Raw genomic sequence first — 24,634 nt, 5'->3', positions numbered from 1 at the left:
GGCGGCCTTCTGCGTTTTGTGTTTCACGTGAATCATTCTGGCGACCTCAGGCCGGCACCGCGATCTCCACCAGCACCACGGAAGCGTCGTCCGGCTTGGTCTTCGAGCCGAAGCCGATCCGCTTCACCATCTTCAGCATCTGCGTGTTCTCGCGCAGCACCTCGCCGTGCACCCTGACGATCCCGCGTTTCCCGGCATAGGCGAGGATCTCGGACATCAGCAGCGAGCCGAGGCCGACGCCCTTCAGGTCGGAGCGGACCATCACCGCGAACTCGCCGGCCTCGCCATCGGGATCGGCGATCAGCCGGACGACGCCGCTGATCTCGTCCGATCCTTCTGCCAGCGCCACGAAGGCCATTTCGCGGTCGTAGTCGACTTGGGTCAGCCGGGCGGCGAAGGCATGGCTGAAATCGCTGCGCGGGGCGAAGAAGCGCAGCCGGACGTCGTCCTGCGAAGACGCCTGCAGCATCCGCACGATCGCCGCCTCGTCCTCCGGCCGGATCGGCCGGACGGCATAGGCCATGCCCCGTTTCGTGCGGGCGAGATGGGCAAGCTCGCGCGGATAGGGACGGATCGCCGGCGGCGGCCGCCGTGTGCCCGCTGGCCTGAGGACGATCCGGGCGTCGAGCGCCAGCACGCCCCTGGCGCCGGCGATCAGCGGGTTGATCTCGAGCGACATCACATCGGCAAGGTCCGAGGCGAGGTGCGACAGCTGCACCAGCGCCAGCGCCACCGCCGCGCGGTCGACCGGGGTCCCGCCCCGGTGGCCTTCGAACAGCTTCGAGACGCGGGTCCGGGCGATCATCTCGCCGGCGAGGACGTCGTTCAGCGGCGGCAGGCCGACCACCCGGTCGCCAATGACGTCGGCCGCCGTGCCGCCCTCGCCGAACAGGATCACCGGCCCGAACACCTTGTCCTCCGAAACGCCGAGGCTGAGCTCGCGGGTCTCACCGCGGCGGATCATCGGCTGGACGAGGAAGCCGTCGACCACGGCCCCCGGCGCCTTCGCCCGCACCGCGGCCAGCATGTCGGCCGCCGCCTCGCGCAGCACCGCGGCCGAGCCGATGGACAGATGAACCCCGCCGACGTCGGACTTCAGGTGAATGTCGTCGGACCGGATCTTCAGCACCACCGGAAAGCCGATCGCCTCGGCAGCCGCACTGGCCGCGTCCGCGTCGGCGGCGACGGCGGTCTCGACCGTCGGAATCCCGTAGGCCGAGAGCAGCGCCAGCGCCGCCGGGCCGTGCAGCACACTGCGGCCGGCCGCGCGCGCCTCGGCGATCAGCGCCTCCGCCCGCGGACGGTCGAACCGCAGCGCGTCGGCCGTACCGCCCGGCGTCTGCATCAGGAGGTCCTGGTTACGACGGTAGTCGTCGAGCTGTACGAAGGCCTGTACGGCCCGCTCGGGGGTGGTGTAGGTCGCGACCTTGGCGCCGTCGAAGATGCGCCGCGCAGCGCCGGCCGACTCGCCGCCGAGCCAGCAGGTGAGCACGGGCTTGCGCCGCTTGCCCGCGACCTCGGCCACCGCCTTCGCGGCCGCGAGGCTGTCGGCGAGCGCCGTCGGGCAGTTGAGCACGAGCACCGCGTCGGCCGCGCCGGAATCCAGCAGCATCGCCGCGGCTGCGGCATAGCGGGTGCCGTCCGCATCGCCCCGGATGTCGACGGGATGGGCGATCTCGGCGCCTTTCGGCAGCAAAGCTGCGAGCGCCTCGAGCGTTGACGCCGGCAGTTCGGCGAGGCGCCCCCCGGTGCGGGCGACGGCATCGGCCGCCATCACGCCGATGCCACCGCCATTGGTCAGCACCGCCAGCCGGTCGCCGCGCACGCGCAGGCCCGAGGAGAGCGTCGCCACCGCCTGGAACAGCTCGCCGAGCGTATCGACCCGCAGCATGCCGGCGCGCCGGAAGGCGGCGTCGTAGACGGCATCGGATCCCGCGACGACGCCGCTGTGCGCCATCGCCGCCAGCGCGCCCTCGGCCGTGCGCCCCGCCTTCACCACCACCACCGGCTTGGTGCGCGAGGCGATCCGCGCCGCCGAGATGAACTTGCGCGCCTCGGTGATCGCCTCGACGTAGAGGAGGATGATCCGCGTGTGCGGGTCGGATTCGAGAACATCGAGCATGTCGCCGAAGTCGACGTCGCTCATCGCGCCGAGCGAGACGATATGGGAGAAGCCGATGCCGCGCTCCGCCGCCCAGTCGAGCACCGAGGTCGCGATCAGGCCGGACTGGGTGAGGAAGGCGATGTTGCCCGGCGCCGGCGCGCGGTGGGCGTAGCTCGCATTGATGCCGCTCTGCGTCGAGATCACGCCGAGCCCGTTCGGCCCGACGATGCGCAGGAGATGCGGCTTTGCCGCATCGAGCATCGCCTGGCGAAGGGCGATCCCCTCGGCCCCGCCATCCTCGCCGAAACCGGCGGTCACGACGATCGCCGCGCGGCATCCGCGCCGGCCGAGATCGTCGATGACGCCCGGCAGCGTGTCCGGCGGCGTGGCGATGACGGCAAGGTCCGGCGTCACCGGCAGGTCGGCGACGCCGGGATAAGTCAGCACCGAGCGAATCACCCGGCGCTGCGGATCGACCGGCAGGATCGGGCCGTCGAAGCCGCTTTCCATCAGATTACGGGCGAGCACCGCGCCGATCGAGCGCTCGACGGTGCTGGCCCCCAGCAGCGCGATGGCGCGGGGACGAAACAGGGCATCGAGGTTTCGAACCGACATCGGGATCCTTCCGGGCCGGAGGGCCCCTCTTGCGGGATGTCGCCCCCGCCCCCTGCAATTCAAGGCCCGAAGCGCTGGAAGCAAAAGGCGGCGCCGTCCCAGCCCAAATTAAAGTCCCAGCATCGTCAGATGCTTAGGTTTGGTGCCGGGCGGACCGTAAGCTCGGCACAGGGTCGAGAACTTAACGCCTTGTTAACGATGACGGGCTTAGATCGTACCGCAACCAAGCCTTAACCAAGATGACCGAAGCGTTAACCATGATCAAACCGGTCCGCCTCCGCGGCAGATCCTTCCTCGCCCTCGTCCTTTCGCCGGAGCTTCCGCTGAAAGACTGGCTGGCGAGCCTCGACGACCTCGCGAAGCGTTCGACCGGCTTCTTCCTGGGCAGGCCGATCGTGCTGGACATCGGCGGCCTCGGCATCGACCGCGAGGCGCTGACCGGCCTCATCGCGGCGCTCGGCGAGCGCAACGTCCGGATCATGGGCATCGAAGGCGCCATCCCCTCGCAACTGTCGCCCGGCATGCCGCCGGAAATGCGCGGCGGCCGCGCCGCCGAGGACATCGAGGCCGTCGACGACGCGTCGGTTCCCTCGGCGACCACGGCACCGTCCGCCGCAACCGCGCCACAACCATCGCCCATCCTGCCCGCACAGGCGTCGCTTCTCGTCGACGTGCCCGTGCGCTCCGGCCAGTCGATCATCTTTCCCGAGGGCGACGTGACCATTCTCGGCTCCGTCGCCTCGGGCGCGGAAGTCATCGCCGGCGGCTCTATCCACGTCTACGGCGCGCTGCGCGGCCGGGCGCTGGCGGGCTCGGCAGGCCAAGCCGGCGCGCGCATCTTCTGCCGCAAGCTGCAGGCCGAACTCATCGCGATCGACGGCCTCTACAAGACCGCCGAAGACATCGAACCTGGCCTTGTCGGCCAATCCATTCAGGCCTGGCTGGACGGCGACGAGCTGAAGACCGCCGTCCTCGCCTGAATTTGACGAATTGAAATAGAAGGAGGCCTGAGATGGCACGAGTGATGGTGGTGACATCGGGCAAGGGCGGTGTCGGCAAGACGACGTCGACGGCAGCCCTTGGCGCAGCCCTGGCCCAGGGCGGACAGAGCGTGTGCGTGGTCGACTTCGACGTCGGCCTGCGCAACCTGGACCTCGTGATGGGCGCCGAGCGGCGCGTGGTCTACGACCTCATCAACGTCGTCCAGGGCGATGCCAAGCTTGCCCAGGCGCTGATCCGCGACAAGCGGATCGACACGCTGCATCTCCTTCCGGCCTCGCAGACCCGCGACAAGGACAACCTCACCGTCGAGGGCGTCGACCGCGTGATGGCCGAGCTGCGCGAAAAGTTCGACTGGGTGATCTGCGACAGTCCGGCCGGTATCGAGCGCGGCGCGACGCTGGCCATGCGCCATGCCGACGTCGCCGTCGTCGTGACCAATCCGGAAGTCTCCTCGGTGCGCGACTCCGACCGCATCATCGGCATCCTCGATGCCAAGACCCTGAAGGCCGAGCGCGGCGAGCGGATGGAGAAGCATCTCCTCCTCACCCGCTACGACGTCGCCCGCGCCGAGCGCGGCGACATGCTGAAGGTTGAGGACGTCCTGGAGATCCTGTCGATCCCGCTGCTCGGCATCATTCCGGAAAGCCCGGAAGTGTTGCGCGCCTCGAACACCGGCACGCCGGTAACGATCAGCGATGCCACCAGCGCCCCGGCGCGGGCCTACATGGACGCCGCGCGCCGCCTCAACGGCGCCGACATTGCGATGACCGTTCCAGGCGACCGGAAGGGTTTTCTTGGACGCCTGTTCGGACGGAGGGCGGCATGAGCCTGTTCAGCTTCCTCAACAAGCGCACCACCGCCCCGGCGGCCCGCGAGCGCCTGCAAATTCTCCTCGCGCATGAGCGTTCGACGATCGGCCAGTCCGATCTGGTGGCGCTGCTGCGCGAGGAGATTCTCGCCGTCATCGCCAAGCATGTCGAAATCGATCGCGACAAGGTGAAGGTGAAGATGGACAGCGGCAATGCCGTCTCGACGCTCGAGGTGGACATCGAACTGCCGATCAGCCCGGTCCGGCTTGCCGCCGCGCATTGAAACGTCCGTCAAACCCCATCAACGGAAAGGAAATGCCATGACACGTGCCGATCTCCTGAAGCGCCTGCAGAACGTGCAGAACGCCCCGCAGCTCAAGGGCCGCGACGTCCGCTCGATCAGTGCCATTCTCAGCATGGACGCGCTGCTGAAGCATGTGGAAGTCTGCGAGGCGACCGCCCGCCAGCCGAACTGACAGGCTCGATGCGCCGGGCGGATCGCCCGGCGCATTCCCGCAAGAACACCGCCAGAACCTTGGTGCGACCAGCGCGAACCCGCGGCGCCTACGGAAAATATCCTTCCTCGACAAAGGCAAAATCCGGCAGCGGCTGCCCCTGAAGACGCCTGACGCTGAACAGTGCGTCGCACCTGCCGGGATTTTGCGCTGCGATACGATCCCTTAGGGTCGGTTTACCTCCAACCTAAGGAACGTAAGCGACCATGACTCTCGTGAAATCCCTGATCATCGCCTCGACCGCGCTCGTCGGCGTCTCCGCCGCCTCGGCCCAGACCATCGGCGTTCCCGCCGGCAGCTATGTCAGCGACCCCACCCACACCAACCTGCTCTGGTCGGTCAGCCATTTCGGCGTGTCCAACTACATCGGTCGCTTCGACGGCATCCAGGCGACGCTCGAGATCGACCCGGCCGACCCGACCAAGTCGAAGCTCACCGCGACCATCGACCCGGCCTCGGTCGACGTGAACTACCCGAAGGACGACAAGGACTTCGCCGCCGAAATCGAGAGCGACATGTTCCTCGACGCCGGCAAGTTCAAGGACATCAAGTTCGTCTCGACCGAGATCAAGACCACCGGCGCCGACACCGGCACGGTGACCGGTGACCTCACCTTCCACGGCGTGACCAAGCCGGTGACGCTCGACGTCAAGATGAACGCCGCGCTGAACCCGCACCCGATGACGAAGAAGCCGGTCGTTGGCTTCTCCGCCACCGGCACCATCAAGCGCTCCGACTTCGGCGTGGCCACGCTGGTCGGTCCGATCGGCGACGACGTCAAGCTGACGATCGAGACCGAGTTCGGCGCGCAGTAAGCCGCTTCCCGAAGGAAGGGCCCGGTCCAAGGATCGGGCCCTTTCTCTGTCAGCGCAGGAGAAGACGATGCCGGGAACGACGTTCAACCGCGATGCGCTCGACCCCGCCGGGCGTGAGACCGTCCGGGGCTACAATGCCGGGGCGATGCTGCTGCACTGGGCGATCGCGCTGGCGATGCTGTTCCAGCTCGCCATCGGGTTTGCGATGAGCCGGCTCGACATCTTTCCCGATACGCTGCGCTTCACGCTGTTCCAGTGGCACAAGACCGTCGGCCTCCTGGTGCTGACGCTGACCTTCGCGCGCATCGCCTGGCGGCTGTTCAACCCACCGCCGCCGCATGGGGCCATGCGCCCCACCGAGGCCGCCCTCGCGGGCCTCGTGCATTTCCTGTTCTACGTCCTGATGCTGGCGGTACCGCTGTCGGGCTGGGTGCTGGTCTCGGCCTCGCCGACCGGCATCCCGACGCTGCTCTTCCTCTCCGACCTCCTGCCCTGGCCGAACCTGCCGGTGGCGGCGAGTGCGGCCACCGAGGAGACCGCCGAGACCGTCCATATCTGGCTCGCCTATTCCGTCGCCGGCCTGACCGTCCTCCACGTCGCCGGCGCGCTGAAGCATTCCCTCGTCGACCGCGCGCCGTCCTTCTCCCGCATGCTGCCGGTGGGCCGGCTGCCGCGCCAGTCGGCCGCGCTCCTCGCCATTCCCATTGCCATTGCCGCGAGCGCCATCTTCCTCGGCGGCGGCCTCGCCGTCGGGGGCGGGAGTGCCGCGACCGGGGCGACGAACGCTGCCGTGGTCGCCGCGCCGGCGGCACCCAGCATCGGCTGGGCCATCGACAAGTCCACCTCGACGCTTGGCTACACCGCGACGTTCTCCGGCAAGACGGTCGGTGGCACGATCGGCAACTGGGATGCTTCCGTGGTCTTCGACCCCGAGAACCTTGTAGACGCCTCGGCGAAGATCGTCGTCGACAGCGCCTCGGTGACCATCGACGACGCTTTCGTGCGCTCCAACCTTGCCGGCCCCGACGGCCTCGACGCCGCGGCGCAACCGCAGGCGAGCGTCGCGCTCGGTGCCTTCGAGAAGACCGCGAGCGGCTTTCTCGGCAAGGGCACGATGATGATCAAGGGCACCAGCCAGCCGATCGAGGTGCCTTTCAGCTTCACCGAGAACCCGGACGGCACCGCGCACGTCACCGGCACCGCAGGCTTCGACCGCATGGCCTACCGCCTCGGCGCCGAGAACGACGCGACCGGCCAGTGGCTCGCACTGACGGTCACCATCGCCTTCGCCCTCAAGGCCCGCCGGCAGTAAGGGCGGCGGGGCGGACACTTACTGGCCGGGCTACTCGGCACTAAGGAAGCTGCCGATTTGGGCCGCCGGGATCACTTCGCTGCGACGAGCAACCGCATCGGCGGCCAAAGGGCCCGTCAGGGTTGATCTTGACAGGGCCGGCATGGTCCAACGTCGATCATGATCCTGCCTGACCCCAGATGCTGCCGCCCGCTTTCCCCGGGGGAGCCTTCCGCCCCAGACGCAAGCGGGGCGGAATGCTCGTCCGAGGCGCGCGCCGGGCGGCCGGGAGCACTCGTGCCGGCCCTTCTCGCCGCAACCTTCGTCCTCGGCCTCGCCGCCCTTCCCGCCCCCGCGGCCGCAGCAGACGGGCCGCTGGCTGTCTGCACCGAGGCCAGCCGGAGCGACCGTAAGGCGACCTGCATCGAGGAGGGCGACATGGGCATAGAGAAGGGCCTCGCCTGGGTGCTGCTCGACGTCGACACGCCCTCGATCGCCAATCCCGGCTGTGCCGCGGAGAAGGCGGACGGCGAGGCGGCGCGGGCCCGGCTGATTGCCTTAATGGCACCTGGCTACAGCCTCATCGACAGCGGCCGGCGCGACCGCAGCCGGCGGGCGCGCGTCACCATCCAGCTTGCCGACGGGCGCGATGCCGGCAGCGTGCTGATCGCCGAGGACCTGGCGCAACCCTGGCGGAGCAAGGGCAATGTCTGGTGCGGCTGGTAGGCGGCTGGCCGGTTCTGCGGGCCGTTTGCGCGCCCGTGCGCACCTCTCCCACGACCGAATGAACCAAACCGTACGCTGCGCATTTTCCTCCCCAGCGACACGGATGTCCGCGGGAGAAAATCGATGGGTAGCACGGGCGACAAGATTTCGGGCCTCGCCAACGAGGCAGTCGGCAACCTCAAGCAGGCGGCCGGCAAGGTTACCGGCAACGAGCGTCTGCAGGCGGACGGCAAGGCGCAGGAAGTGAAGGGCGAAGCCCAGCAGGCCGTGGGCGACGCCAAGTCCTCGGTGAAGAGCGGCGCCGACAGCCTCAGCGAGGCTGCGCACCGCAAGCTCTAGTCTTTCAAGACTGAAGCGGAAGGGCGGGAACCATGACGGTTCCCGCCCTTTTTCTCGTCCAGCTCCGCGTACCCCGATATCTCCTGCGTCTCTCGGATCGACCGCCTTTCCAGCGGGATTCGGCACGGCCCGGGACTGACGCCAAGGACCGGCATGCCCCGCTCGACCGTTTCCATCCTCGTCCTCACGGCGGCCTTCGTCCTGCTTCTCTGGCTAACGCCGGACGTACTGCTCGTCGTCTTCGCCGGCATCCTGATGGCGGTTTTCCTGCGCGGCGGCGGCAACTGGATCGCCGATAAGACCGGCATGGCACGGGGCACCGGGCTCGCCGTCTTCTGCGTCGGCCTGACCGTCCTCGCGCTGGTGTTCCTCGGGCTCGCGGGCGCCGCCCTCGCCGACCAGGTGCAGCAACTGTTCGACCGGCTTCCGGAGGCGCTGCGAACGGCGCGCAGCTACATCGACGACCATGCCTGGATCAACGATACGCTGCAGAAGCTCGATCCGAGCAGCATCGCGCCGTCGAGCACCGGCGCCAAGTCGGCGCTGTCCTCGACTTTCGGGGCTTTCGGCAATGCCGTCATCATCGCCTTCATCGGCCTCTACGGCGCCGCCAGCCCCGGCACCTACATGACCGGTTTCACGCTGCTCCTCGCCCCTTCCGCCCGACCGAAAGGAAAGTCGATGCTGGTGGAAGCCGGCATCGCGCTGCGCGGCTGGCTGAAGGCGCAGTTCGTCTCGATGGCCGTCGTCGGCGTGCTGACCGGGATCGGGCTCTGGCTGCTCGGCGTGCCCCTCGCGCCGATCCTTGCGGTCCTCGCCGCGCTGATGACCTTCATCCCGAACATCGGGCCGGTCCTCGCGGCCGTGCCGGCCGTGCTGCTCGGGCTCTCGGATGGGGTGACGACGGCGCTCTGGATCGTCGGGCTCTACATCCTCGTCCAGACCATCGAGAGCTATCTCATCACCCCGCGCGTCCAGGAGAGCGCGGTCTCGCTGCCCCCCGCGCTGACCATCTCGGTCCAGCTGCTGTTCGGCACGCTCTTCGGCATCCTTGGCCTCGCGCTTGCGACGCCACTCGCCGCCGTGGCGCTGCGCGTCGGGCGCAAGTTCTACGTCGAGGACTATTTCGACGCCGAGCCGAAAGTCCCCGCGGATGTCACCGCAACCGCCTGAAGCCGCCCGCTTTTCGTAAACACGGGAGTCAAGTGTTCGCGAGACTGGTGGCGGAACCGCCTTCGCTGTGCCACCTCGAAGGGAGTTCGATGCGTCCCGCTTCCCGAGGAGACCTGCACGATGTCCCGATCCCCGTTTGCAACCCGCCACTTCGATCGCCACGCCGGAATGATGGCGCTGGCGCTCGGCCTGGCCCTGCCGGTCCTTCCAGCCGCCGCGCAGACCGCCGAATGCACGGCCACCGAAACGATGCGCGGCGGCAAGAACAACTATGTCGCCAATGCCCCGCTCGTCGACGATCTCGGCAAAGGGTTCACCGTCTCCGGCACCGTCCGCAAAGCCGGCAGCTGCGAGGGCCTCGGCAATGTCCGGGTGCAAATCTGGGCATCGACCGAGCGGGGCGGCGAGGGCGAGGCCAGCAACCGCGGCAGCGTGATGACCGAGGCGGACGGGTCTTTCCGGCTGGAAACCTCGCCGATCGTGCCGAATTTCGGCCAGGCGCACATCCACATGGCCTATGACGACCCGCAATACGGCCAGGTCTTCTTGCGGCCGCTTCTCGACAGCAGCAGCGACACCGGCATCGCCGTCGACGTCATCCTGGCGCCGGCCGATGCTCCCGCCGGCAGCTGAGGGCCGCCCCCTCCCGCTAGAGCACACGCCCTCGCCCGCCCGGCGCCCGTGGCGCCGGCGTCTCGGCTGGTTCGCCGTCCTCGCCATCGCCGTGGTGCCGGTGGCGATCGCCGCCGCGAGCCCGCTTCAGGCGAGCCGCGACGCGCTATGGGTCATCGGCGGCATGGCTGGCGTCGTGGCGCTGGCGCTGCTGTTTCTCCAGCCGGTGCTGATCGGCGGTTTCTTGCCCCTGCTGCGGCCCGCGCGGCAACGCCGCTGGCACCGCATCACCGGCTCAGTCGTCGCCTTCCTCGTCTTCCTGCATGTGCTCGGGCTCTATCTCACCAGCCCGGAGGACATCACGGATGCGCTGCTGCTGGTCTCCCCCACCCCGTTCGCCGTCTACGGCGTGATGGGCCTCGTCGGTATCGTCCTGACGGTCTGCCTCGCGGCCGCCCGGCGGCATCTCGGCCCGGCCTTCTGGCGGGGAGCGCATCTCTTTCTGGCCGCCGTCATCGTCGTCGGCAGCGTCGTCCATGCCGTTCAGATCGACGGCGTCATGGGGAACCTGTCGAAACTGATGCTCTGCGGCTTCGTCTCGGCCGCAACGCTCGCCGTCATCCTGAAGGCGATCCTCGGATCACGGCGACCTCGCGCGCTGCCCGCCCGCCCGAACGCCCTTGCTAAGACGGCGCCGGACGGGCGGGGCTAAGGGACAGGCCCCGCCTTTCGGCAGCGGGCCGAGCGGTCAGTCCTTTTCCTTATAGCCGAGCGCCGGAAAATTGCCTTGCGGCTGGTGGTAGCGGTAGGGCAGGAATTTGCCGGACATGGTAATGCGGACGCGGTCCCCGGCATCGTTCGGCTCGCGCTCCATCTGGAGGTCGAAGTCGATCGCCGACATGATGCCGTCGCCGAACTCCTCGTGGATGTATTCCTTCATCGTCGGACCGAAGACCATCATCGCCTCGTGGAAGCGGTAGAGGGTCGGGTCGGTCGGCGGCACCAGGTTCTGCTCGCCGCGATAGGGAACCTCGCCGAGCATCTTCTCCTCGTTTTCGGTGAGGCCGAAGAGCGCCGCCGCCTTGGCGGCCTGGGGCTTCGGCAGCCGCATCTGCCCCAGCAGCGCCGTCATGATGAAGAGCTGGGAATAGCCGCCGATCTCCTCGGCAATCGTCTTCCAGCTCAGGTTCTTCTCGCGCTTGACGTCGAAGATCTTCTCGACGAGCTCGATCCGTTTCATGGCACTCTTCCTCTGCGTATTGCGGGGTATGGCACGCCGTCGCCGGCGTGCTGATGGGATCGGGAGGCGGCCTGCAGGACGCCTATTTCTTTACGACGTCCTCCAGCCAGAAGCGGCCGAGCGGGTTCTGGTAAAAACCCTCGATGTTGGTGCGGGTCACGTTGATGTAGGGGGAGTAGTAGAGGTCGACCCAGTTGACGTCCTCCTTCGCCGTCTCCTGCAGCTTCACGTACATCGCCTCCCGCTTGGCCGCGTCCGCCTCGGTGCGGGCCTCGGCGACCATCGCCTTCACCGCGTCATTCTTGTAGCGGGTCATGTAGTTGAGGTTGGTGTCGTGGCCGAGGACGAAGGTGGTCTTCTGGTCGGGGTCGAGCACGTCGTTCGTCCAGTAGCCGACCGCGACGTCGAAATCGCCGGCGGTGAACATGTCCCACTGCGTCGACGGATCGACCTTATTGATCACCACGGTGACGCCCGCCTTCTGCAGTTGCTGCTGCAGGAGCACGGCGATCTGCTCGTCGACCTCGTCGCCGGCCTTGACGTTGTAGTCGAGCGAGAGGTCCGAGGCGCCGGCAGCGGCCAGCATCTCCTTCGCCTTCTCCGGGTCGTAGGGGCGCTGGATGTTGGCGGCGTTGTAGTAGAGCGCGCCCTTCGGGATGTAGGAATTGGCGACCTCGCCGATGCCGAAGGTGACGGCGTCGACGATCGCCTTCTTGTCGATCGCCATGTCCAGCGCCTGGCGCACCGCCTTGTCGGCGAGCTTGCCGTGCTCGTGGTTGATGAGGAGCGCGTCCTCGCGGGTCGAGGGATCGAGCGTCACTTTGAGGTTTGCGTCCTCCTTCAGCGTCGAGACGCGCGAGAACGGCACGAAGATCGCGGCATCCAGCTCGCCGGCCTGGACGTTAAGCATGCGGGTGTTGTCGTCGGGCACCGAGATCCACTCGACGCCGTCGAGGCTTACCTTGTCGGCCTCCCAGTAGTTCCGGTTCTTCTCGAGAATCACACGGTCGCCGCGGATCCATTCCTTCACCGAAAAGGCGCCAGAACCGATCGGGGCGGCGGCGAAGGCTTCCGGATCGGCCTCGACCACGGCTTTCGGCAGGACCGAAACGTTCGGCAGCGCCAGCGAGGCGAGGAAGGGCACCGAGGGCTCCTTCAGCTTCACCGTCAGCGTCTTCGGATCCGTCGCGACGGCGGTGTCGACGATGGCGTAGGAGGACGACCAGAGCGAGCCCTCATTGTCGCGGATGCGCAGCAGCGAGAAGGCGGCGTCCTCGGCGGTGACCGGCGAGCCGTCGGAGAATTTCGCGTCGCGGAGCTTGAACGTGTAGGTCAGGCCGTCGTCCGAGACGGTCCAGCTTTCGGCCAGGCCCGGCTCCAGCTTGGTACCGGTCTTGTCGACGCGCACCAGCACGTCGAAGACGTTGGAATAGACCCAGTTGTCGACGTTCTGCGCCGAGAGGATGGGGTCGAAGGTGGTGGAATCCTCGCGGCGGCCGATGGTGAGGACGCCGGCGGCCTCGGCGATCGAGGTGCCGAGGGTCAGGCCGGCCAGCATGGTGGCGGCAAGAAGACGGGTCAGGCGCTGTCGGGTCATACTGTCTCTCCGGGAGGGGCGGGTGGATGGGGCGGTGAAAGCGTGCCGGGCGGCAGGATGCAGGCCCAGCCATGGTCGTCGGCGCGGTTCAGCGCCGGGGGCGGCCCGCTGCGGCAGACGTCTTCGGCAAAGGCGCAACGGGGATGGAAGGCGCAGCCGGCGGGGAGCGCCAGCGGGCTCGGCGGCTCGCCGGATATCGGCGCTGCCGGCAATTGCCGGTCGGGGTCGATCTCCGGGATCGCGGCGATGAGGGCGGCGGTATAGGGGTGGCGCGGCGCCGAGAACACGGCCTCAGTCGGCCCCTCCTCGACGATGCGGCCGAGATACATCACCGCCACCCGGTCCGAGAGCCGGCGGACGATGGCGAGATCATGCGCGATGAAGATCAGCGTCAGGCCGATCTCTTCCTTCAGGTCGAGGAAGAGGTTGATGATCTGGCCCTGGATCGAGACGTCGAGGGCCGCGACACACTCGTCGGCGATGACGAGTTTTGGCTCCACCGCCAGCGCCCGGGCGATGCCGACGCGCTGGCACTGGCCGCCCGACAGCGCCCCCGGCCGGCGGTCGGCGAGCGCCGGATCGAGCCCGACGAGCGTCAGGAGTTCGGCGACGCGGGCCCCCTCCCCGCCGCGCCGGACCTTGCCGTGGACGCGCAGCACCTCGGAGAGCGTCGCGCCGACCGTCATCTTCGGGTTCAAGGCGTTGGCGGGGTCCTGGAACACCATTGCCGTCTCCCGCCGCAGTCGGTGCAGCGCCTCGCGCCGGCCGTCGGAGACGCGGAGGTCATCGAAGACGACATGGCCAGATGCGACCGGCTCGAGGCCGAGGATGGCGCGGCCGAGCGTCGACTTGCCGGAGCCGCTCTCGCCGACGACGCCGAGCGTCTCGCCCGCCGTGACGCTCAGCGACACGCCGTTGACCGCGGCGAGCGTGCGTTTGGTGAGCCCGAGCGGGCCGCCGCCACCGAGCGCAAAGCGCACGACGAGATCGTCGACCTCGAGGATCGGGCGGGCGCTCATGCGGTCACCTGCGGGAACGGGGCCGGCATCCCGGTGGCGGGCGGCGCCTCGGCCACGGGATGGAAGCAGGCCGCCACCTCGCCGGGGTCGAAGCTTTGAAGCGGCGGCTGCTCGCGCCGGCAATCGTCCGCGGCGTGGGCGCAGCGCGGGTGGAAGCGGCAGCCCGGCGGCATGGCGAAGGGCGAGGGCGGCTGGCCCTCGATCGTCCGCAGCCGGCGGAGGCTCGCATCGCCGCCGGGCTGGCAGGCGATGAGGCCGGCGGTGTAGCGGTGCCGCGGCTGGCGCAGGATCTGCCGCACCGGCCCCTTCTCGCAGAGCCTTCCGGCATAGAGCACGGCGATGGAATCGCAGAGCTGCGCGACGACGCCGAGATCATGCGTGATGAAGATCAGCGACATGCCGCGCCGGTCGCGCAGCTCCTTCAGAAGCCGCAGCACCTGCGCCTGGACGGTGACGTCGAGCGCGGTGGTCGGCTCGTCGGCGATGAGGATTTTCGGATCGGAGGCCAGCGCCACGGCGATCATCGCGCGCTGGCGCATGCCGCCGGAGAACTCGTGCACGAAGGCTTCCGCGCGGGCCGCGGGATCGGGAATGCCGACCTGGCGCAGGATCTCGATCGCCTCGCGCTTGGCCTCGCGCCGGCTGGCACCCTTGGCGATGACGACCGTCTCGGCGATCTGCGCGCCGATCCGCATCACCGGATCGAGATGGCTCGACGGGTTCTGGAAGATCATGCCGATCTCCCGCCCGCGAATGCCAGCGAACTCGGCCTCGGTAAGCTTCGAGACGTCGCGGCCGCCGAGGTGGATGGCGTCGGCGGAGACGGAAAGGTTCGGCGAGGTCAGGAGCCGCATCAAGGCGCGGCAGGCCATGGTCTTGCCGGAGCCGCTCTCGCCGACGAGGCCGAGGATCTCGCCTTGCCCGAGCGTGAAGGACAGGCCGTCGACGATTGCCCGTCGCGTCCCGCCGTCCCGGCTCTCGACCGTCAGGCCCTCGACGGAAAGCACCGCGGCGCTCATGGCCGGGCTCCGAGCTTCTCGCCGAGCCCGTCGGCGACGAGGCTGAAGGCGAAGGCGAGCGCCACGATGGCAAGGCCGGGAAAGGCCGAGATCCAGGAGGCCTTGGTGATGAAGCCCTGACCTTCGGCGACCATGATGCCCCATTCGGCCAGCGGCGGCTGTACGCCGAGGCCGAGATAGGAGATCGAGGCGCCGGCCAGGAGCACCAGCACGCAGTCGGACATGGCAAAGACGATCGAGCCGGTCAGCGCGTTCGGCAGAAGGTGGCGGAACATGATGCGGGCGTGGCCATACCCAAGGCTTCGCGCGGCAAGCGCGAAGTCGCTCGACTTCAGGATCAGGATCTCAGCCCGCACCAGCCGGGCATAGGAGACCCAGCCGACCAGCGCCATCGCGATGTAGAAGCTCTGGAGGCCGGGACCCAGCACCGTGATGATCGCCAGCATCAGGACGAGGAAGGGGAAGGCGAGGATGATGTCGACGAGCCGCATGAAGAGGGTGTCGACGAGCCCGCCGAAATAGCCGGCGACGGTGCCGACCGTCGTGCCGATGAGGAAGGGGAAGGCGACGCCGAGAAAGGCGAGCTGCAGGTCGATGCGCGTCGCGAAGATCACCCGCGAGAGGATGTCGCGGCCGTAATTGTCGGTGCCGAACCAGTGCGCCAGCGAGGGCGGCGTCAGCCGCGCGGTCGCATCCTGGTAGATCGGGTCGTAGGGCGCGATCGCCGGCGCCAGCAGCGCGACGAGGACGAAGGCGGCGAGCAGCAGCCCGCCGGCCCAGAGCGGGACGGGCGCACCGGCAAGGCGCCGCCGCGGCGCGCGAGGCTCGGACATCGGCAAGGCCGCGGGAACCGCGCCCGGTAGGGGAGCGACGCTCACAGCTTCACCCGCGGATCGATGGCGACCGTCAAAATGTCGGCGAGGAAATTGACGAGCACGGTCGCGCAGGCGAACACCATGGCGACGCCTTGCACCACCATGTAGTCGCGCGAGAAGATCGCCCGCACCAGCAATTGCCCGGTGCCGGGAATGGCGAAGACCGTTTCCACCACCACCGTGCCGCCGATCAGCCAGCCGATGTTGACGGCGAGGAGGTTGAGCGTCGGGATCACCGCGTTCGGCAGCACGTGGCGGCGGAAGATCATTTTCTCAGGTAGCCCGCGCGCCCGGGCGGCGAGGGCGACGTCCGAACCGATGCCGGCGATGAGGCTGGCGCGCAGGCTCCGCGTCAGCACGGCCGAGAGCGACAGCGCGATGGTCAGCCAGGGCAGGATCATGTGGTGCAGCTTGTCGCCGAAGGTCCGGCCGTAGCCCGAAACCGGGAACAGGCCGAGGGTGACGCTGAAGACGATGATCAGCATGATCGCCAGCCAGAAATTCGGCAGGCCGAGACCGGTGGTCGAGACCACCCGCACCGCCTGGTCGGCCCAGCCGCCGCGATTCTTGGCGGCGAGCGTCGCCATCGGCACGGCGATGAGGACAGACAGCAGCACCGCGCCGGCGACGAGCACCAGCGTCGGCTCCAGCCGGTCGGCGATGAGGCCGAGGACGTCGATCTTGTAGAGGATCGACTTGCCCATCTCGCCATGGGCGAGGTTCTTCAGGAAGTAGAAATACTGCAGCCAGAGCGGCTCATCGAGGCCGAACTGCGCGCGGATGCGCTCCAGCGCCGCCGGCGTCGCCTTGGTGCCGAGGATCAGCCGCGCGGGATCGCCGGGGATCGAGCGCACCAGCACGAAGGTGATGACGCTGATGCCGAAAAGCACTGGGATCAGCTGGAAGGGCCGCGTCAGGACGAAACGGAAGCGGTGCATGTCAGGCCTTCGCGGACGGCGTCGCGGCCGGCACGCCGAGGCCCGGCCTCGGATCCGGCAGCACGGTCAGAGCGATCACGCCCGCCCTCCCCGCCGCGCCAGGAAGTCGATCAGCACGGGAAAGAAGGCCTGCGGCTCCTCGAAGAACGGCATGTGGCTGGCATTCGCGAACACCGTCATCTCGGCGTCCGGCAGCGCGTCCCTCATCCGCGACGCGCAAGCCGGCGTCAGCTCGTCATGCGCCCCGACGGTGATCAGCACGGGCACGGTGATGCGGTGCAAGTCCGGTATGCGGTTCCAGTCCTTGAGGTTGCCGGTATAGGTGAACTCGTTCGGGCCCTGGATGGTCTCGTAGGGCCCCATGTTCCAGTCGTCGAGAGACCGTTTCACCGGCGCCGGCCATTCGGCGAGACGGCAGACGTGGCGGTAGTTCAGCAGCGTCACCGCCGCCTGGTATTCCGGATGCGACAGTGTGCCCGCGGCCTCGTGCCGCTGCATCATCGCCACCGTCTCAGAACCCAGCGCCGCGCGCAGCCGGTTCAGCTCGCCGACGAGATGCGGGATGTCAGCAGCGGTGTTCTCCAGCACCAGCGTCTTCAGCGCCTGCGGATAGGTCAGCGCGTATTCGATCGCGAGCCAGCCGCCCCAGGACTGGCCGACGAGGTGCACCTGGCCGAGGCCGAGCGCCTGGCGGACCGCCTCCACCTCCTCGACATAGCGGGTGATGGTCCAGAGCGCCGGATCGGTCGGCCGATCGGACTTGCCGGTGCCGAGCTGGTCGAAGGCGACGACGCGGTAGCCCTCGTCGACGAGACAGGAATGCGAATCGCGGAGATAGTCGCAGGGCAGGCCCGGGCCGCCATTGAGGAGAAGCACGACATCGTCGCCCTCGCCAAAACTGTAGGTGACGATCTCATGCCCGGCCACCGCGATGGTGCGGGTCTCGTCGGGGGTCATTTCGCGCCACATGCCACACGTCCTCTGCCTGGTCGCTTGCGGCAAGGCGCAAGGGTCGGCGGAGCGCTGGGTGCCCCGCGGACGCGGCACCCTGCCATATTGTGCATGAAATGTAAGCGTGCTGAAAATAAAATCAGTTGAGGCTGATGCGGGCTTGACGCAGCTCTGCCGGGTCAACCGCGGCCGGCCTTTCGGGCCGACCCTCCCCCTCACGTGCGATGGTTGGCCGCACCCTTATCCCCTCGAGGGACGATCGCGCGGCCGACGCCGTTACGAGGCGCGCTGCTGGTGCAGTTGCACGACGTTCGGTGCCAGGCGGCCGGATCCCGCACCGCCGCGTGCACCGCCGCCGACACGGGTGCGGAACCGCTCGACCATTCCGGCGAGATCGTCGGTCTCGTCGGACAGCGTCTGCGCGGCGGCCGTCGCCTCCTCCACCATCGCGGCGTTCTGCTGCGTCACCTGGTCCATCTGGTCGGCGGCGATCGACACCTCGCGCAGGCTCAACGCCTGCTCCTTGGCGCTGGCGGCGATCTCGGCGACGACGAGCGACATCGCCGCGACCTCCTGGACGATCTCGCCGAGCGACTGGCCGGAGAGCGTCACCAGCTCGACGCCTTGCCCGACCTGCTTGCTGGACGTCGAGATCAGCGCCTTGATCTCCTTGGCAGCCTCGGCCGAACGCTGGGCGAGCCCGCGCACCTCCTGCGCCACGACCGCAAAACCCCTGCCCGCCTCGCCCGCCCGCGCCGCCTCGACGCCGGCGTTGAGGGCCAGAAGGTTGGTCTGGAAGGCGATCTCGTCGATGACGCCGATGATCTTGCCGATCTTGTCCGAGGACTGCTCGATCTCGGTCATCGCCGCAACGGCTCGGCCGACGATCTCCCGCCCGGTTTCCGCATTCTTCTGGGCAGCATTGGCTCCGATCCGGGCCTGCGCCGCGCCATCGGCGGTCCGGGTGACGCCCTGCATGACTTCCGACAGCGCTGCGACCGTCTCCTCGAGGCTCGCGGCCTGCTGCTCGGTGCGCTGGGCGAGATCGTTGGAGGCGACCGAGATTTCGGCAAGACCCGTGCGCAGGCTCGAGACGCCGCCGACCACGCCGCCGATCGCCGCCTCCAGCTTCTCGACGCTGGTGTTGAACTTGGCGCGGATCGGCTCAAACTCCGGAGCCACGTCCTGGCCCATCCGGACCGTCAGGTCGCCGGCGGACAGATCGGTGAAGGCGTCCTCGACCGCCTGCACGAAGGCCCGGAGATCCTCGGCCTTCGAATGATCGAGGGCGGTCTGGCGATCCTGCTGATGCTGCTGGGCGCGCCGACCGGTCTCGGCTTCCGACTCCAGCCGGAGCTTCTCGATCGCGCCGTCCTTGAAGACCTGGACCGCCCGCGCCATGGCCCCGATCTCATCGCGCCGATCCTGCGACTCGACGTTCGTCGAGAGCGTTCCGGCGGCGAGGCTTCCCATCGTGGTGGCGATGCGGCGGATCAGTCGGCCGAGCGACCGGGCGAAGAGAAAGAAGCCGATCAGCGAGACGAGGCAGATCACGGCCATGCCGGCGGCCGATTCCAGCAGCGCCGACCGCTGCCCGGCGATCAGCGGCGTGATGTCCGAGGCCAGCTCCATGACGCCGATCTTCGCCCCGGAAAAGTCGATGATCGGCTGGGCCGACACCGCAAAGCTCCGATCGCCGACGCTGACCGTCCGGTCGGGGACGGCGCCGTCGAAGGCGGCCTGGATCTCCTCCGGCGACAACAGCGACTCGCCGGCGAAGGTGGAAGCCTGGCGCGCAAAACCCTCGTTCGTCCGGATGTGGATGGCGACGTCGGCCGCCACCTCGCGGGCCAGCCGGGTGAAATACTCGTTGGTCAGCTTGGTGCCGATGTCGACGACGCCGGCGGTCGTGCCGCGCAGGATGATCGGCACTGTCGCGAACATGCTCACCGCCGTCCGCCCGGGCTCGATGCCCTGGACCAACTGCCCATCCTGCAGCGCCTTGGCGACGGTCTTGCGCCGCGCAGCGAAGTTGTCGCCGAAGGTCGCGGGCTCGTGCAGGCGCAGGACGACGTTCCCCTTCGCGTCGGCAAAGGTCATCAGTTGCACCGCGCCATTGGCGACGACGGCACCGAAATTGCTGGAGAAGCGCTTCAGCAGCCCGTCATGATCGTTCGCCTCAACGAGCAGCCCGATATCGGGCTCGCCGGCGACGGCCAGCGCCAGCGCCGCGGCCACCCGCTTCTGGGCGTCCATGTCGGAACGGACGTGGGAGAAGTCGCTGGCGAGCTCGGTGCGGATGGACTCTGCGCCCATGCGGCTCTGCTGGAACCAGGAGAGCGAGCCGATGGCGGCGCTGGTGAAAAGCACCGCGGCAAACCCGTAAGCGGTAATGCGCACCGCGAGCGGCCTCTGAACCTTGATGTCCGACATCCTGAGCCCCTCGCCCCCGTTCGTCACTGATCTCTAACGTCAGTATCGGGAAACAATCTTCGCCGATCTTCCGTCTGCATCAGTAGAACGTCAGGATTTCGGAATCATAAAAAGTCGATCGTGAACGTGAGATACTTCGATGATTCTTGGGTATGAGAGGTCACCCTCGGTCAACACCGCCGATCGACCGCGAGCGTCAGCCCTTCGTCAGCCGGCCGGCAGGTATTTCCATCCGTCATGATGCCGCCTTGCCGCAACAGCGATGCCAGCCAATGCGCCACTGCAGAGGGCAAGTCCGGCAACAGCGCCTCGCCGCACGATGACCAACTCGCACCGCTGTCAGCGATATTGACCACGCGGCTTGCTTTAATCTGCAGTTCAAGCAGCCCTGGGATAGCCTCAGCGCCCGGCGATGACGGTCAACGGCCCATCGGCGCGCAAGCGCCCTTCGACGCAGCGCACGGCTCTTCGGTAGAGCGATCGCATAGCAAGCCAGCACCGATAGAACCGGCGAAAGGAAGCTGCAGAGGAACGGCGGAAAATGGTGCACCCGACTGGATTCGAACCAGTGACCTCTGCCTTCGGAGGGCAGCGCTCTATCCAGCTGAGCTACGGGTGCGGACGGCGGCGGGGCCGGCCTTGGTCCGGCAGATGCTGCGCGGACGGAAACTTCCTAGCCGATACCGGACCGCCGGGCAAGGCGTTGCGGCAAGGCTCTTTGCACCGAGGCGACAGGTCCCCGCCGAAGGCGCCAGGAGACCGGACGGCGGCCGCCGTGCCCTGGAGCGGCTGCAAGGTCGCACCGAGGGGAAAAACCTGCGGAAATCGGGCAGTCACCCGATTTTCATTCTTTTCAGGATTGCGTAGGTCCCCACATTCCTTAACAGATACCGGCTCATCGAGCATTTCTTGTTTTGCTCCGGGAGCTGTCCGATGGTGTCTGCGTGGAATTTCATCTGGAAACGGCTTGCGGCCGAGGATGAGAAGCCGCCTGCGCCCGAACGGTCGGCGTCAGTTCAGCCGGTCGACGCGGTCGGCACGCCCCAGACCGCGCCATCGCGCACGATCGACATTCCCCGCGATGCCGGCCCGCTCGACAGCATCGGCCAGCGCAACGAGCTCCTGCGCGTGCGCTTCAGCCAGCTGTCGCACCGGCTGGAGGACCTGAAGTCGCTGAACGACGATTTCGCGCTGCTCGCCGAACCGCTGGAATCGATCTTCACCGAACTGCCGCAAGCGAAATCGCGCATTCTCGAGACCGAGGCCCTGCTCGCGCGCGAGCTCGAGAGCGGCCAGGCGCTGCGCCGCGAGGTCGACACGCTGTCGAGCCGGCTCTCGGCGATCTCCGGCGAGCTGCGCAACGAGAAGGCGCGGTCGCAGAAGACCGAGACCGAGCGCGGCGAGATCGCCGCAGCCTATGAGGAGACCCGGCTGACGCTGCGCGAGCGCAGCGGCCTGCTCGAGAACGCCGAGCGCCAGCTGACGCTCGAGATCGAGAAGCAGCAGGCGCTCGCGGGCGATCTCGCTCTGCAGCGCGCGGAATACCAGACGACCGAGAAGGCGCTCCTGAAGGCGGAAGGCGCGCTGCAGCGCGAATCCGAGCAGCGCTCGATGTTCGAGAAGGAGAGCCGCCGGCTCCAGCAGGTGGTCGAGGACCAGCTCGACCGGCTCTCCGGCCTGCAGGCGCAGAATTCCGACCTGACGCAGCAGCGCGACCGGCACCTTGCGGAGATCGCGACGCTCGACGCGAGACTCCTTGACGAGCAGGCGCACCATCAGAAGATCAGCGTCGACCACGAGACGGCGATCTCGCAGCTGACCTCGGAACGCGCGACCATGACGCTGCGGCTCGATGCGCTGCTCGCGCGCCTCGGCACCACCGAGCAGATCCTCGGCAACATGCGCCAGCAGTACCGCGAGAAGGACGAGGCGCTGCGCGGCTCGGACCGTCAGCTGAAGGAGAGCGCGGCCGAGAAGCTGACGCTCGAGCGCCGTGTCGACGGCCTGCGCGGCGAGCTTGCGCACTACATCGCCCAGCTCGAGGAGAGCCAGCGCCAGCAGCAGGAGCTGAACGACCGCAGCGACATGCTGAACAAGGCGCTGGCCGCCAAGGATGCGGCGCTCGAGAACGCGGTCAACAAGGCCAACAGCCTCTCCGACCGGATCGACAGCTTGACCCGGCGCTACGAGAACGACCGGCTCGGACAGGAGGCGGCCAACCGCCGGCTGATCGAGGAGCTCGAGAACGAGAAGGCGGAGCGGACCTTGGCTCAGGGCGCGCTGGAGATCGCCCGCGAAAACCGGACGGCGCTGCAGCGGCAGAACGAGTCGCTGAAGCGCGCCGTCCGGGCCGGCCAGGCGCATCCGGACGATCAGCCGCAAGGCCCATCGCAGGGTGGTCCGCGGCAAGGCGACGATCCCTATGCGCCGAATTCCAATGTCAGCTTCCTGTCCGACAAGAAGACGGACTGACGCCAAAGGGCCCATGGGGCGGGACGGCGCAACCTCGCCGCCCTACCTCGACTTGTACGAGAAACGGCGACCCGCCGGTTGGAAAAGACAGAGCGTCCTGATGCGTCCGGCGAGGCGCGAGGCAGCCCTGGGAGAAAAGAATGGACGAGGCCATGGGTGAGACGACATCGAGATGGGCGTTGCGGGGCTCTGCCGAGCCGGAACGGGCCGATGCCAACCTGCACAACGCAGTAGCCTTGCCGCCGCAAGGGGCGGACATGGTCGATTCCGCGACCGAGGAGCCAACGCCGGCGGGACGGCGCGACTGGTCCTCGGCCCTCGACCTGATCCAGGAAGCGACCGAGGCGATCCGCCTCAGCGAGGAGCGGGTCGAAGAGCTCGAGCGCCAGGCCGAGGAGCAGGAGATTCGTACGCGAGCCGAATATGCCGCGCTCCGCGACCAGCTCCAGCTCGCCCAGCGCGAAATCGAGAACGCCTATGCCCGTGCCGATGCGGCCGAACGTCAGGCGCAGGAAGCCAATGAATGGCTGTCGCGCCTGAACTCAGCGATCACGCAGGGCTTTGCGCGTTCGCCGAGCCTTAAGAAACCCCAGGCGTAGATCGGTCCCCACCATGAGCCAGGCCGACAGGAGATGGGCGGACGGTGCCGACGAGATGTCCGTGATCCACGCCACGCTGCGCCAGCAGCGCGACGCGTTCGCGGGACAGGACGATCCGGACCACCGGGCGGAGATGCCAACGCTGCAGGACCCGAGTGGGGAACACCGCCCGGCGGAGCATGCTGAAACTTTCCCGCTGTTGGCGCCCGGGGAGCCGCTTCCGCCCGCCAGCTGGGATACCGCGATCCAGCTGGTCGAGGCCGCTGCCGCGCGGATCAAGGCCTATGAGCGCAAGTTCAAGGCGATCGAGCTCGACGCCCTCGCCTTCATCGACCGCGTCGATGCCGAGCAGCGCCGGATGAACAGCCAGATCGCCGGGCTGGAGCGCGATCTGCGCAAGGCCGAGGACCGGGCGCTCGCCGCCGAGACCGAGGTCCAGGCGATGCGGCTGGAAACCTGGGAGGCCAAGCTATCGCGCCGCAACGCCGAACAGAAGCTGACGGATGCCGAGCTGCAGATCCGCACCTCGCAGCAATATCTCGGCCAGATCGAAAGTATTTTGCGCGGGCTCTGAGACACCTGACGGCATCTGGCGGCGCGAAGGCGGCGCCGGATGCCGTTGCGGAGCGGTCTGGCCCGAGGCGGCGGGCACCACCACCGCTGAGGTTCTGCATCTGCGCCGCCGAGGCGCAGATCGAACACGCTGACGTCCTAAATTTCGGCTCGCTTAAGTGTCGATATGGGATCCCATCGAAGGATGGCGGCAGGCGTCGCAGTGCGCCCGGGGTGGATGATCTCCGGTGCGAGCGGACGAAACCGACGGGAAAGCAAGCCGTGTTCGATCATTCCTTCATCCGCCACCACAAGCGCTTCCTCATTGCCGTGATGGCCGGCCTCATCGCCTTCTTCCCTCTGGGCGTTCTGCCGGCAGACCTGCAGCTGGTGATGAGCGGCGACATCTTCTTCCTCGTCTACCTCGTGCTGATCCTGCAGATGACGCTCGGCAGCGGGCCGGAGCGCTTGCGCGAGCGGGCGAAGACGGAGGACGAGGGCATCCTCATCATCGCCATTCTGACGGTCGCGGCGATCACCTTCAGCCTGGTCTCGATCTTCAGCCTGCTGAACTCGCCGACGGGCGACGATGCCTTGGGCATGGGGCTGGCGCTGGCCAGCGTGCCGCTCGGCTGGCTGACCCTCCACGTCATGGCCGCCCAGCACTATGGCAACCTCTATTATGCCGCCGACGCCAGCGAAGGCGGGAAGCCAGGCGACCGGGGCGGGCTGGACTTTCCCGGCGACGACGACCCGGATTCAGCCGATTTTCTCTATTTCGCCTTCGTCATCGGCATGACCGCGCAGACCTCGGACGTCGCCATCAGCCACAAACGCATGCGACGCGCGGCGCTGGCGCACGGCATCGCCTCCTTCGTTTTCAACACCGTCCTCGTCGCCGTCGCCGTCAATGCCGCTCTCGGCGGCGCGCACTGAGG

General features: G+C 67.9%; 23 protein-coding genes, 1 tRNA gene and 1 pseudogene. 15 read left to right on the top strand and 10 right to left on the bottom strand.

The genetic code is table 11. The annotated features are described in order from the left end of the window. Window positions 1-46: 46 nt before the first annotated feature. Window positions 47-2,719: a bifunctional acetate--CoA ligase family protein/GNAT family N-acetyltransferase gene (locus tag ACZLZY_RS12695; protein WP_472934284.1), complete on the bottom strand. Its 2,673-nt coding sequence runs from the start codon at window positions 2,717-2,719 to the stop codon at window positions 47-49. Between the two features lie 239 nt (window positions 2,720-2,958). Here ACZLZY_RS12695 and minC point away from each other — a divergent pair, with 239 nt between their 5' ends. The 11 genes from minC to ACZLZY_RS12640 all read left to right on the top strand — a co-directional run bounded on the left by minC (window position 2,959) and on the right by ACZLZY_RS12640 (window position 10,713). Next, on the top strand, window positions 2,959-3,699 hold the full coding sequence (minC, locus tag ACZLZY_RS12690; protein WP_472934283.1) for a septum site-determining protein MinC: 741 nt from the start codon (window positions 2,959-2,961) through the stop codon (window positions 3,697-3,699). Window positions 3,700-3,731: 32 nt separating this feature from the next. Then, window positions 3,732-4,547 carry a septum site-determining protein MinD gene (gene minD / locus ACZLZY_RS12685; RefSeq protein ID WP_472934282.1) on the top strand — a complete coding sequence of 272 codons (816 nt, stop codon included), beginning with the start codon at window positions 3,732-3,734 and terminating at the stop codon, window positions 4,545-4,547. Continuing rightward, window positions 4,544-4,813 (top strand): cell division topological specificity factor MinE, encoded by a 270-nt coding sequence (gene minE / locus ACZLZY_RS12680; protein WP_472934281.1) that lies wholly within the window; start codon window positions 4,544-4,546, stop codon window positions 4,811-4,813. The genes minD and minE overlap by 4 nt, the downstream gene beginning before the upstream one ends. A 37-nt stretch (window positions 4,814-4,850) precedes the next feature. Continuing rightward, a complete protein-coding gene (locus ACZLZY_RS12675; protein WP_472934280.1) occupies window positions 4,851-5,006 on the top strand; it encodes a hypothetical protein in 156 nt (51 codons plus the stop codon). Window positions 5,007-5,251: 245 nt separating this feature from the next. Next, window positions 5,252-5,860: a YceI family protein gene (locus tag ACZLZY_RS12670; RefSeq protein ID WP_472934279.1), complete on the top strand. Its 609-nt coding sequence runs from the start codon at window positions 5,252-5,254 to the stop codon at window positions 5,858-5,860. A 67-nt stretch (window positions 5,861-5,927) separates the two neighbouring features. Then, window positions 5,928-7,172 carry a bifunctional cytochrome b/YceI family protein gene (locus ACZLZY_RS12665; RefSeq protein WP_472934278.1) on the top strand — a complete coding sequence of 415 codons (1,245 nt, stop codon included), beginning with the start codon at window positions 5,928-5,930 and terminating at the stop codon, window positions 7,170-7,172. A 276-nt stretch (window positions 7,173-7,448) separates the two neighbouring features. Beyond that, complete coding sequence (locus tag ACZLZY_RS12660; RefSeq protein ID WP_472934277.1) at window positions 7,449-7,877, top strand: hypothetical protein; 429 nt, start codon at window positions 7,449-7,451, stop codon at window positions 7,875-7,877. A gap of 123 nt (window positions 7,878-8,000) precedes the next feature. Then, window positions 8,001-8,216 carry a CsbD family protein gene (locus tag ACZLZY_RS12655; protein WP_472934276.1) on the top strand — a complete coding sequence of 72 codons (216 nt, stop codon included), beginning with the start codon at window positions 8,001-8,003 and terminating at the stop codon, window positions 8,214-8,216. 153 nt (window positions 8,217-8,369) lie between these two features. Next, window positions 8,370-9,389 (top strand): AI-2E family transporter, encoded by a 1,020-nt coding sequence (locus tag ACZLZY_RS12650; RefSeq protein ID WP_472934275.1) that lies wholly within the window; start codon window positions 8,370-8,372, stop codon window positions 9,387-9,389. A gap of 120 nt (window positions 9,390-9,509) precedes the next feature. Next, the gene (locus tag ACZLZY_RS12645; RefSeq protein ID WP_472934274.1) at window positions 9,510-10,022 is read left to right on the top strand and encodes a peptidase associated/transthyretin-like domain-containing protein; all 513 of its coding nucleotides are present in this window, start codon (window positions 9,510-9,512) and stop codon (window positions 10,020-10,022) included. Next, a complete protein-coding gene (locus ACZLZY_RS12640) occupies window positions 10,003-10,713 on the top strand; it encodes a ferric reductase-like transmembrane domain-containing protein (protein WP_472934273.1) in 711 nt (236 codons plus the stop codon). The genes ACZLZY_RS12645 and ACZLZY_RS12640 overlap by 20 nt, the downstream gene beginning before the upstream one ends. A gap of 36 nt (window positions 10,714-10,749) precedes the next feature. Here the strand turns inward: ACZLZY_RS12640 and cynS are convergent, their stop codons facing one another. The 9 genes and pseudogenes from cynS to ACZLZY_RS12595 form a co-directional block, all read right to left on the bottom strand. After that, window positions 10,750-11,241 (bottom strand): cyanase, encoded by a 492-nt coding sequence (gene cynS, locus ACZLZY_RS12635; RefSeq protein ID WP_472934272.1) that lies wholly within the window; start codon window positions 11,239-11,241, stop codon window positions 10,750-10,752. 82 nt (window positions 11,242-11,323) lie between these two features. Then, window positions 11,324-12,799: an ABC transporter substrate-binding protein gene (locus ACZLZY_RS12630; RefSeq protein ID WP_472934456.1), complete on the bottom strand. Its 1,476-nt coding sequence runs from the start codon at window positions 12,797-12,799 to the stop codon at window positions 11,324-11,326. Window positions 12,800-12,834: 35 nt separating this feature from the next. Beyond that, window positions 12,835-13,851 (bottom strand): annotated as a pseudogene (locus ACZLZY_RS12625) (ABC transporter ATP-binding protein); the annotation flags it as partial. A gap of 2 nt (window positions 13,852-13,853) precedes the next feature. Next, window positions 13,854-14,876, bottom strand: coding sequence for an ABC transporter ATP-binding protein (locus ACZLZY_RS12620; RefSeq protein ID WP_472934271.1), 1,023 nt, complete (start codon window positions 14,874-14,876; stop codon window positions 13,854-13,856). After that, the gene (locus ACZLZY_RS12615) at window positions 14,873-15,709 is read right to left on the bottom strand and encodes an ABC transporter permease (RefSeq protein WP_472934270.1); all 837 of its coding nucleotides are present in this window, start codon (window positions 15,707-15,709) and stop codon (window positions 14,873-14,875) included. Before ACZLZY_RS12615 ends, ACZLZY_RS12620 begins: the two co-directional genes overlap by 4 nt. Window positions 15,710-15,750: 41 nt before the next feature. Next, entirely contained in the window at window positions 15,751-16,689 is a 939-nt protein-coding gene (locus tag ACZLZY_RS12610) for an ABC transporter permease (RefSeq protein ID WP_472934269.1), read from the bottom strand. A 75-nt stretch (window positions 16,690-16,764) separates the two neighbouring features. Next, window positions 16,765-17,658, bottom strand: coding sequence for a proline iminopeptidase-family hydrolase (locus ACZLZY_RS12605; protein WP_472934268.1), 894 nt, complete (start codon window positions 17,656-17,658; stop codon window positions 16,765-16,767). 258 nt (window positions 17,659-17,916) lie between these two features. Then, window positions 17,917-20,073: a methyl-accepting chemotaxis protein gene (locus ACZLZY_RS12600; RefSeq protein ID WP_472934267.1), complete on the bottom strand. Its 2,157-nt coding sequence runs from the start codon at window positions 20,071-20,073 to the stop codon at window positions 17,917-17,919. Between the two features lie 542 nt (window positions 20,074-20,615). Next, window positions 20,616-20,692 (bottom strand) — tRNA-Arg (locus ACZLZY_RS12595). Window positions 20,693-21,006: 314 nt separating this feature from the next. On the opposite strand from ACZLZY_RS12595, the gene ACZLZY_RS12590 reads away from it, so the two are divergent. The 4 genes from ACZLZY_RS12590 to ACZLZY_RS12575 all read left to right on the top strand — a co-directional run bounded on the left by ACZLZY_RS12590 (window position 21,007) and on the right by ACZLZY_RS12575 (window position 24,632). Further along, on the top strand, window positions 21,007-22,545 hold the full coding sequence (locus tag ACZLZY_RS12590; protein WP_472934266.1) for a hypothetical protein: 1,539 nt from the start codon (window positions 21,007-21,009) through the stop codon (window positions 22,543-22,545). A 140-nt stretch (window positions 22,546-22,685) separates the two neighbouring features. After that, window positions 22,686-23,144 carry a hypothetical protein gene (locus ACZLZY_RS12585; protein WP_472934265.1) on the top strand — a complete coding sequence of 153 codons (459 nt, stop codon included), beginning with the start codon at window positions 22,686-22,688 and terminating at the stop codon, window positions 23,142-23,144. A 13-nt stretch (window positions 23,145-23,157) separates the two neighbouring features. Further along, complete coding sequence (locus ACZLZY_RS12580) at window positions 23,158-23,718, top strand: hypothetical protein (protein WP_472934264.1); 561 nt, start codon at window positions 23,158-23,160, stop codon at window positions 23,716-23,718. Between the two features lie 260 nt (window positions 23,719-23,978). Continuing rightward, a complete protein-coding gene (locus ACZLZY_RS12575; RefSeq protein ID WP_472934263.1) occupies window positions 23,979-24,632 on the top strand; it encodes a DUF1345 domain-containing protein in 654 nt (217 codons plus the stop codon). The last annotated feature ends 2 nt before the right edge of the window (window positions 24,633-24,634 follow it).

The organism is Mesocryomonas lacus (assembly GCF_055730135.2).
The sequence above is the reverse complement of the archived record's forward strand: the minus strand, read 5'-3'. Positions and strand labels throughout refer to the sequence as shown.

Bases quoted from the DNA above. Each gene is read 5' to 3' on its own strand.
- ACZLZY_RS12695 (WP_472934284.1), bottom strand. From the start codon at position 2,719: ATGTCGGTTCGAAACCTCGATGCCCTGTTTCGTCCCCGCGCCATCGCG.
- minC (WP_472934283.1), top strand. From the start codon at position 2,959: ATGACCGAAGCGTTAACCATGATCAAACCGGTCCGCCTCCGCGGCAGA.
- minD (WP_472934282.1), top strand. From the start codon at position 3,732: ATGGCACGAGTGATGGTGGTGACATCGGGCAAGGGCGGTGTCGGCAAG.
- minE (WP_472934281.1), top strand. From the start codon at position 4,544: ATGAGCCTGTTCAGCTTCCTCAACAAGCGCACCACCGCCCCGGCGGCC.
- ACZLZY_RS12675 (WP_472934280.1), top strand. From the start codon at position 4,851: ATGACACGTGCCGATCTCCTGAAGCGCCTGCAGAACGTGCAGAACGCC.
- ACZLZY_RS12670 (WP_472934279.1), top strand. From the start codon at position 5,252: ATGACTCTCGTGAAATCCCTGATCATCGCCTCGACCGCGCTCGTCGGC.
- ACZLZY_RS12665 (WP_472934278.1), top strand. From the start codon at position 5,928: ATGCCGGGAACGACGTTCAACCGCGATGCGCTCGACCCCGCCGGGCGT.
- ACZLZY_RS12655 (WP_472934276.1), top strand. From the start codon at position 8,001: ATGGGTAGCACGGGCGACAAGATTTCGGGCCTCGCCAACGAGGCAGTC.
- ACZLZY_RS12650 (WP_472934275.1), top strand. From the start codon at position 8,370: ATGCCCCGCTCGACCGTTTCCATCCTCGTCCTCACGGCGGCCTTCGTC.
- ACZLZY_RS12645 (WP_472934274.1), top strand. From the start codon at position 9,510: ATGTCCCGATCCCCGTTTGCAACCCGCCACTTCGATCGCCACGCCGGA.
- ACZLZY_RS12640 (WP_472934273.1), top strand. From the start codon at position 10,003: ATGCTCCCGCCGGCAGCTGAGGGCCGCCCCCTCCCGCTAGAGCACACG.
- cynS (WP_472934272.1), bottom strand. From the start codon at position 11,241: ATGAAACGGATCGAGCTCGTCGAGAAGATCTTCGACGTCAAGCGCGAG.
- ACZLZY_RS12630 (WP_472934456.1), bottom strand. From the start codon at position 12,799: ATGCTGGCCGGCCTGACCCTCGGCACCTCGATCGCCGAGGCCGCCGGC.
- ACZLZY_RS12620 (WP_472934271.1), bottom strand. From the start codon at position 14,876: ATGAGCGCCGCGGTGCTTTCCGTCGAGGGCCTGACGGTCGAGAGCCGG.
- ACZLZY_RS12615 (WP_472934270.1), bottom strand. From the start codon at position 15,709: ATGTCCGAGCCTCGCGCGCCGCGGCGGCGCCTTGCCGGTGCGCCCGTC.
- ACZLZY_RS12610 (WP_472934269.1), bottom strand. From the start codon at position 16,689: ATGCACCGCTTCCGTTTCGTCCTGACGCGGCCCTTCCAGCTGATCCCA.
- ACZLZY_RS12605 (WP_472934268.1), bottom strand. From the start codon at position 17,658: ATGTGGCGCGAAATGACCCCCGACGAGACCCGCACCATCGCGGTGGCC.
- ACZLZY_RS12600 (WP_472934267.1), bottom strand. From the start codon at position 20,073: ATGTCGGACATCAAGGTTCAGAGGCCGCTCGCGGTGCGCATTACCGCT.
- ACZLZY_RS12590 (WP_472934266.1), top strand. From the start codon at position 21,007: ATGGTGTCTGCGTGGAATTTCATCTGGAAACGGCTTGCGGCCGAGGAT.
- ACZLZY_RS12585 (WP_472934265.1), top strand. From the start codon at position 22,686: ATGGACGAGGCCATGGGTGAGACGACATCGAGATGGGCGTTGCGGGGC.
- ACZLZY_RS12580 (WP_472934264.1), top strand. From the start codon at position 23,158: ATGAGCCAGGCCGACAGGAGATGGGCGGACGGTGCCGACGAGATGTCC.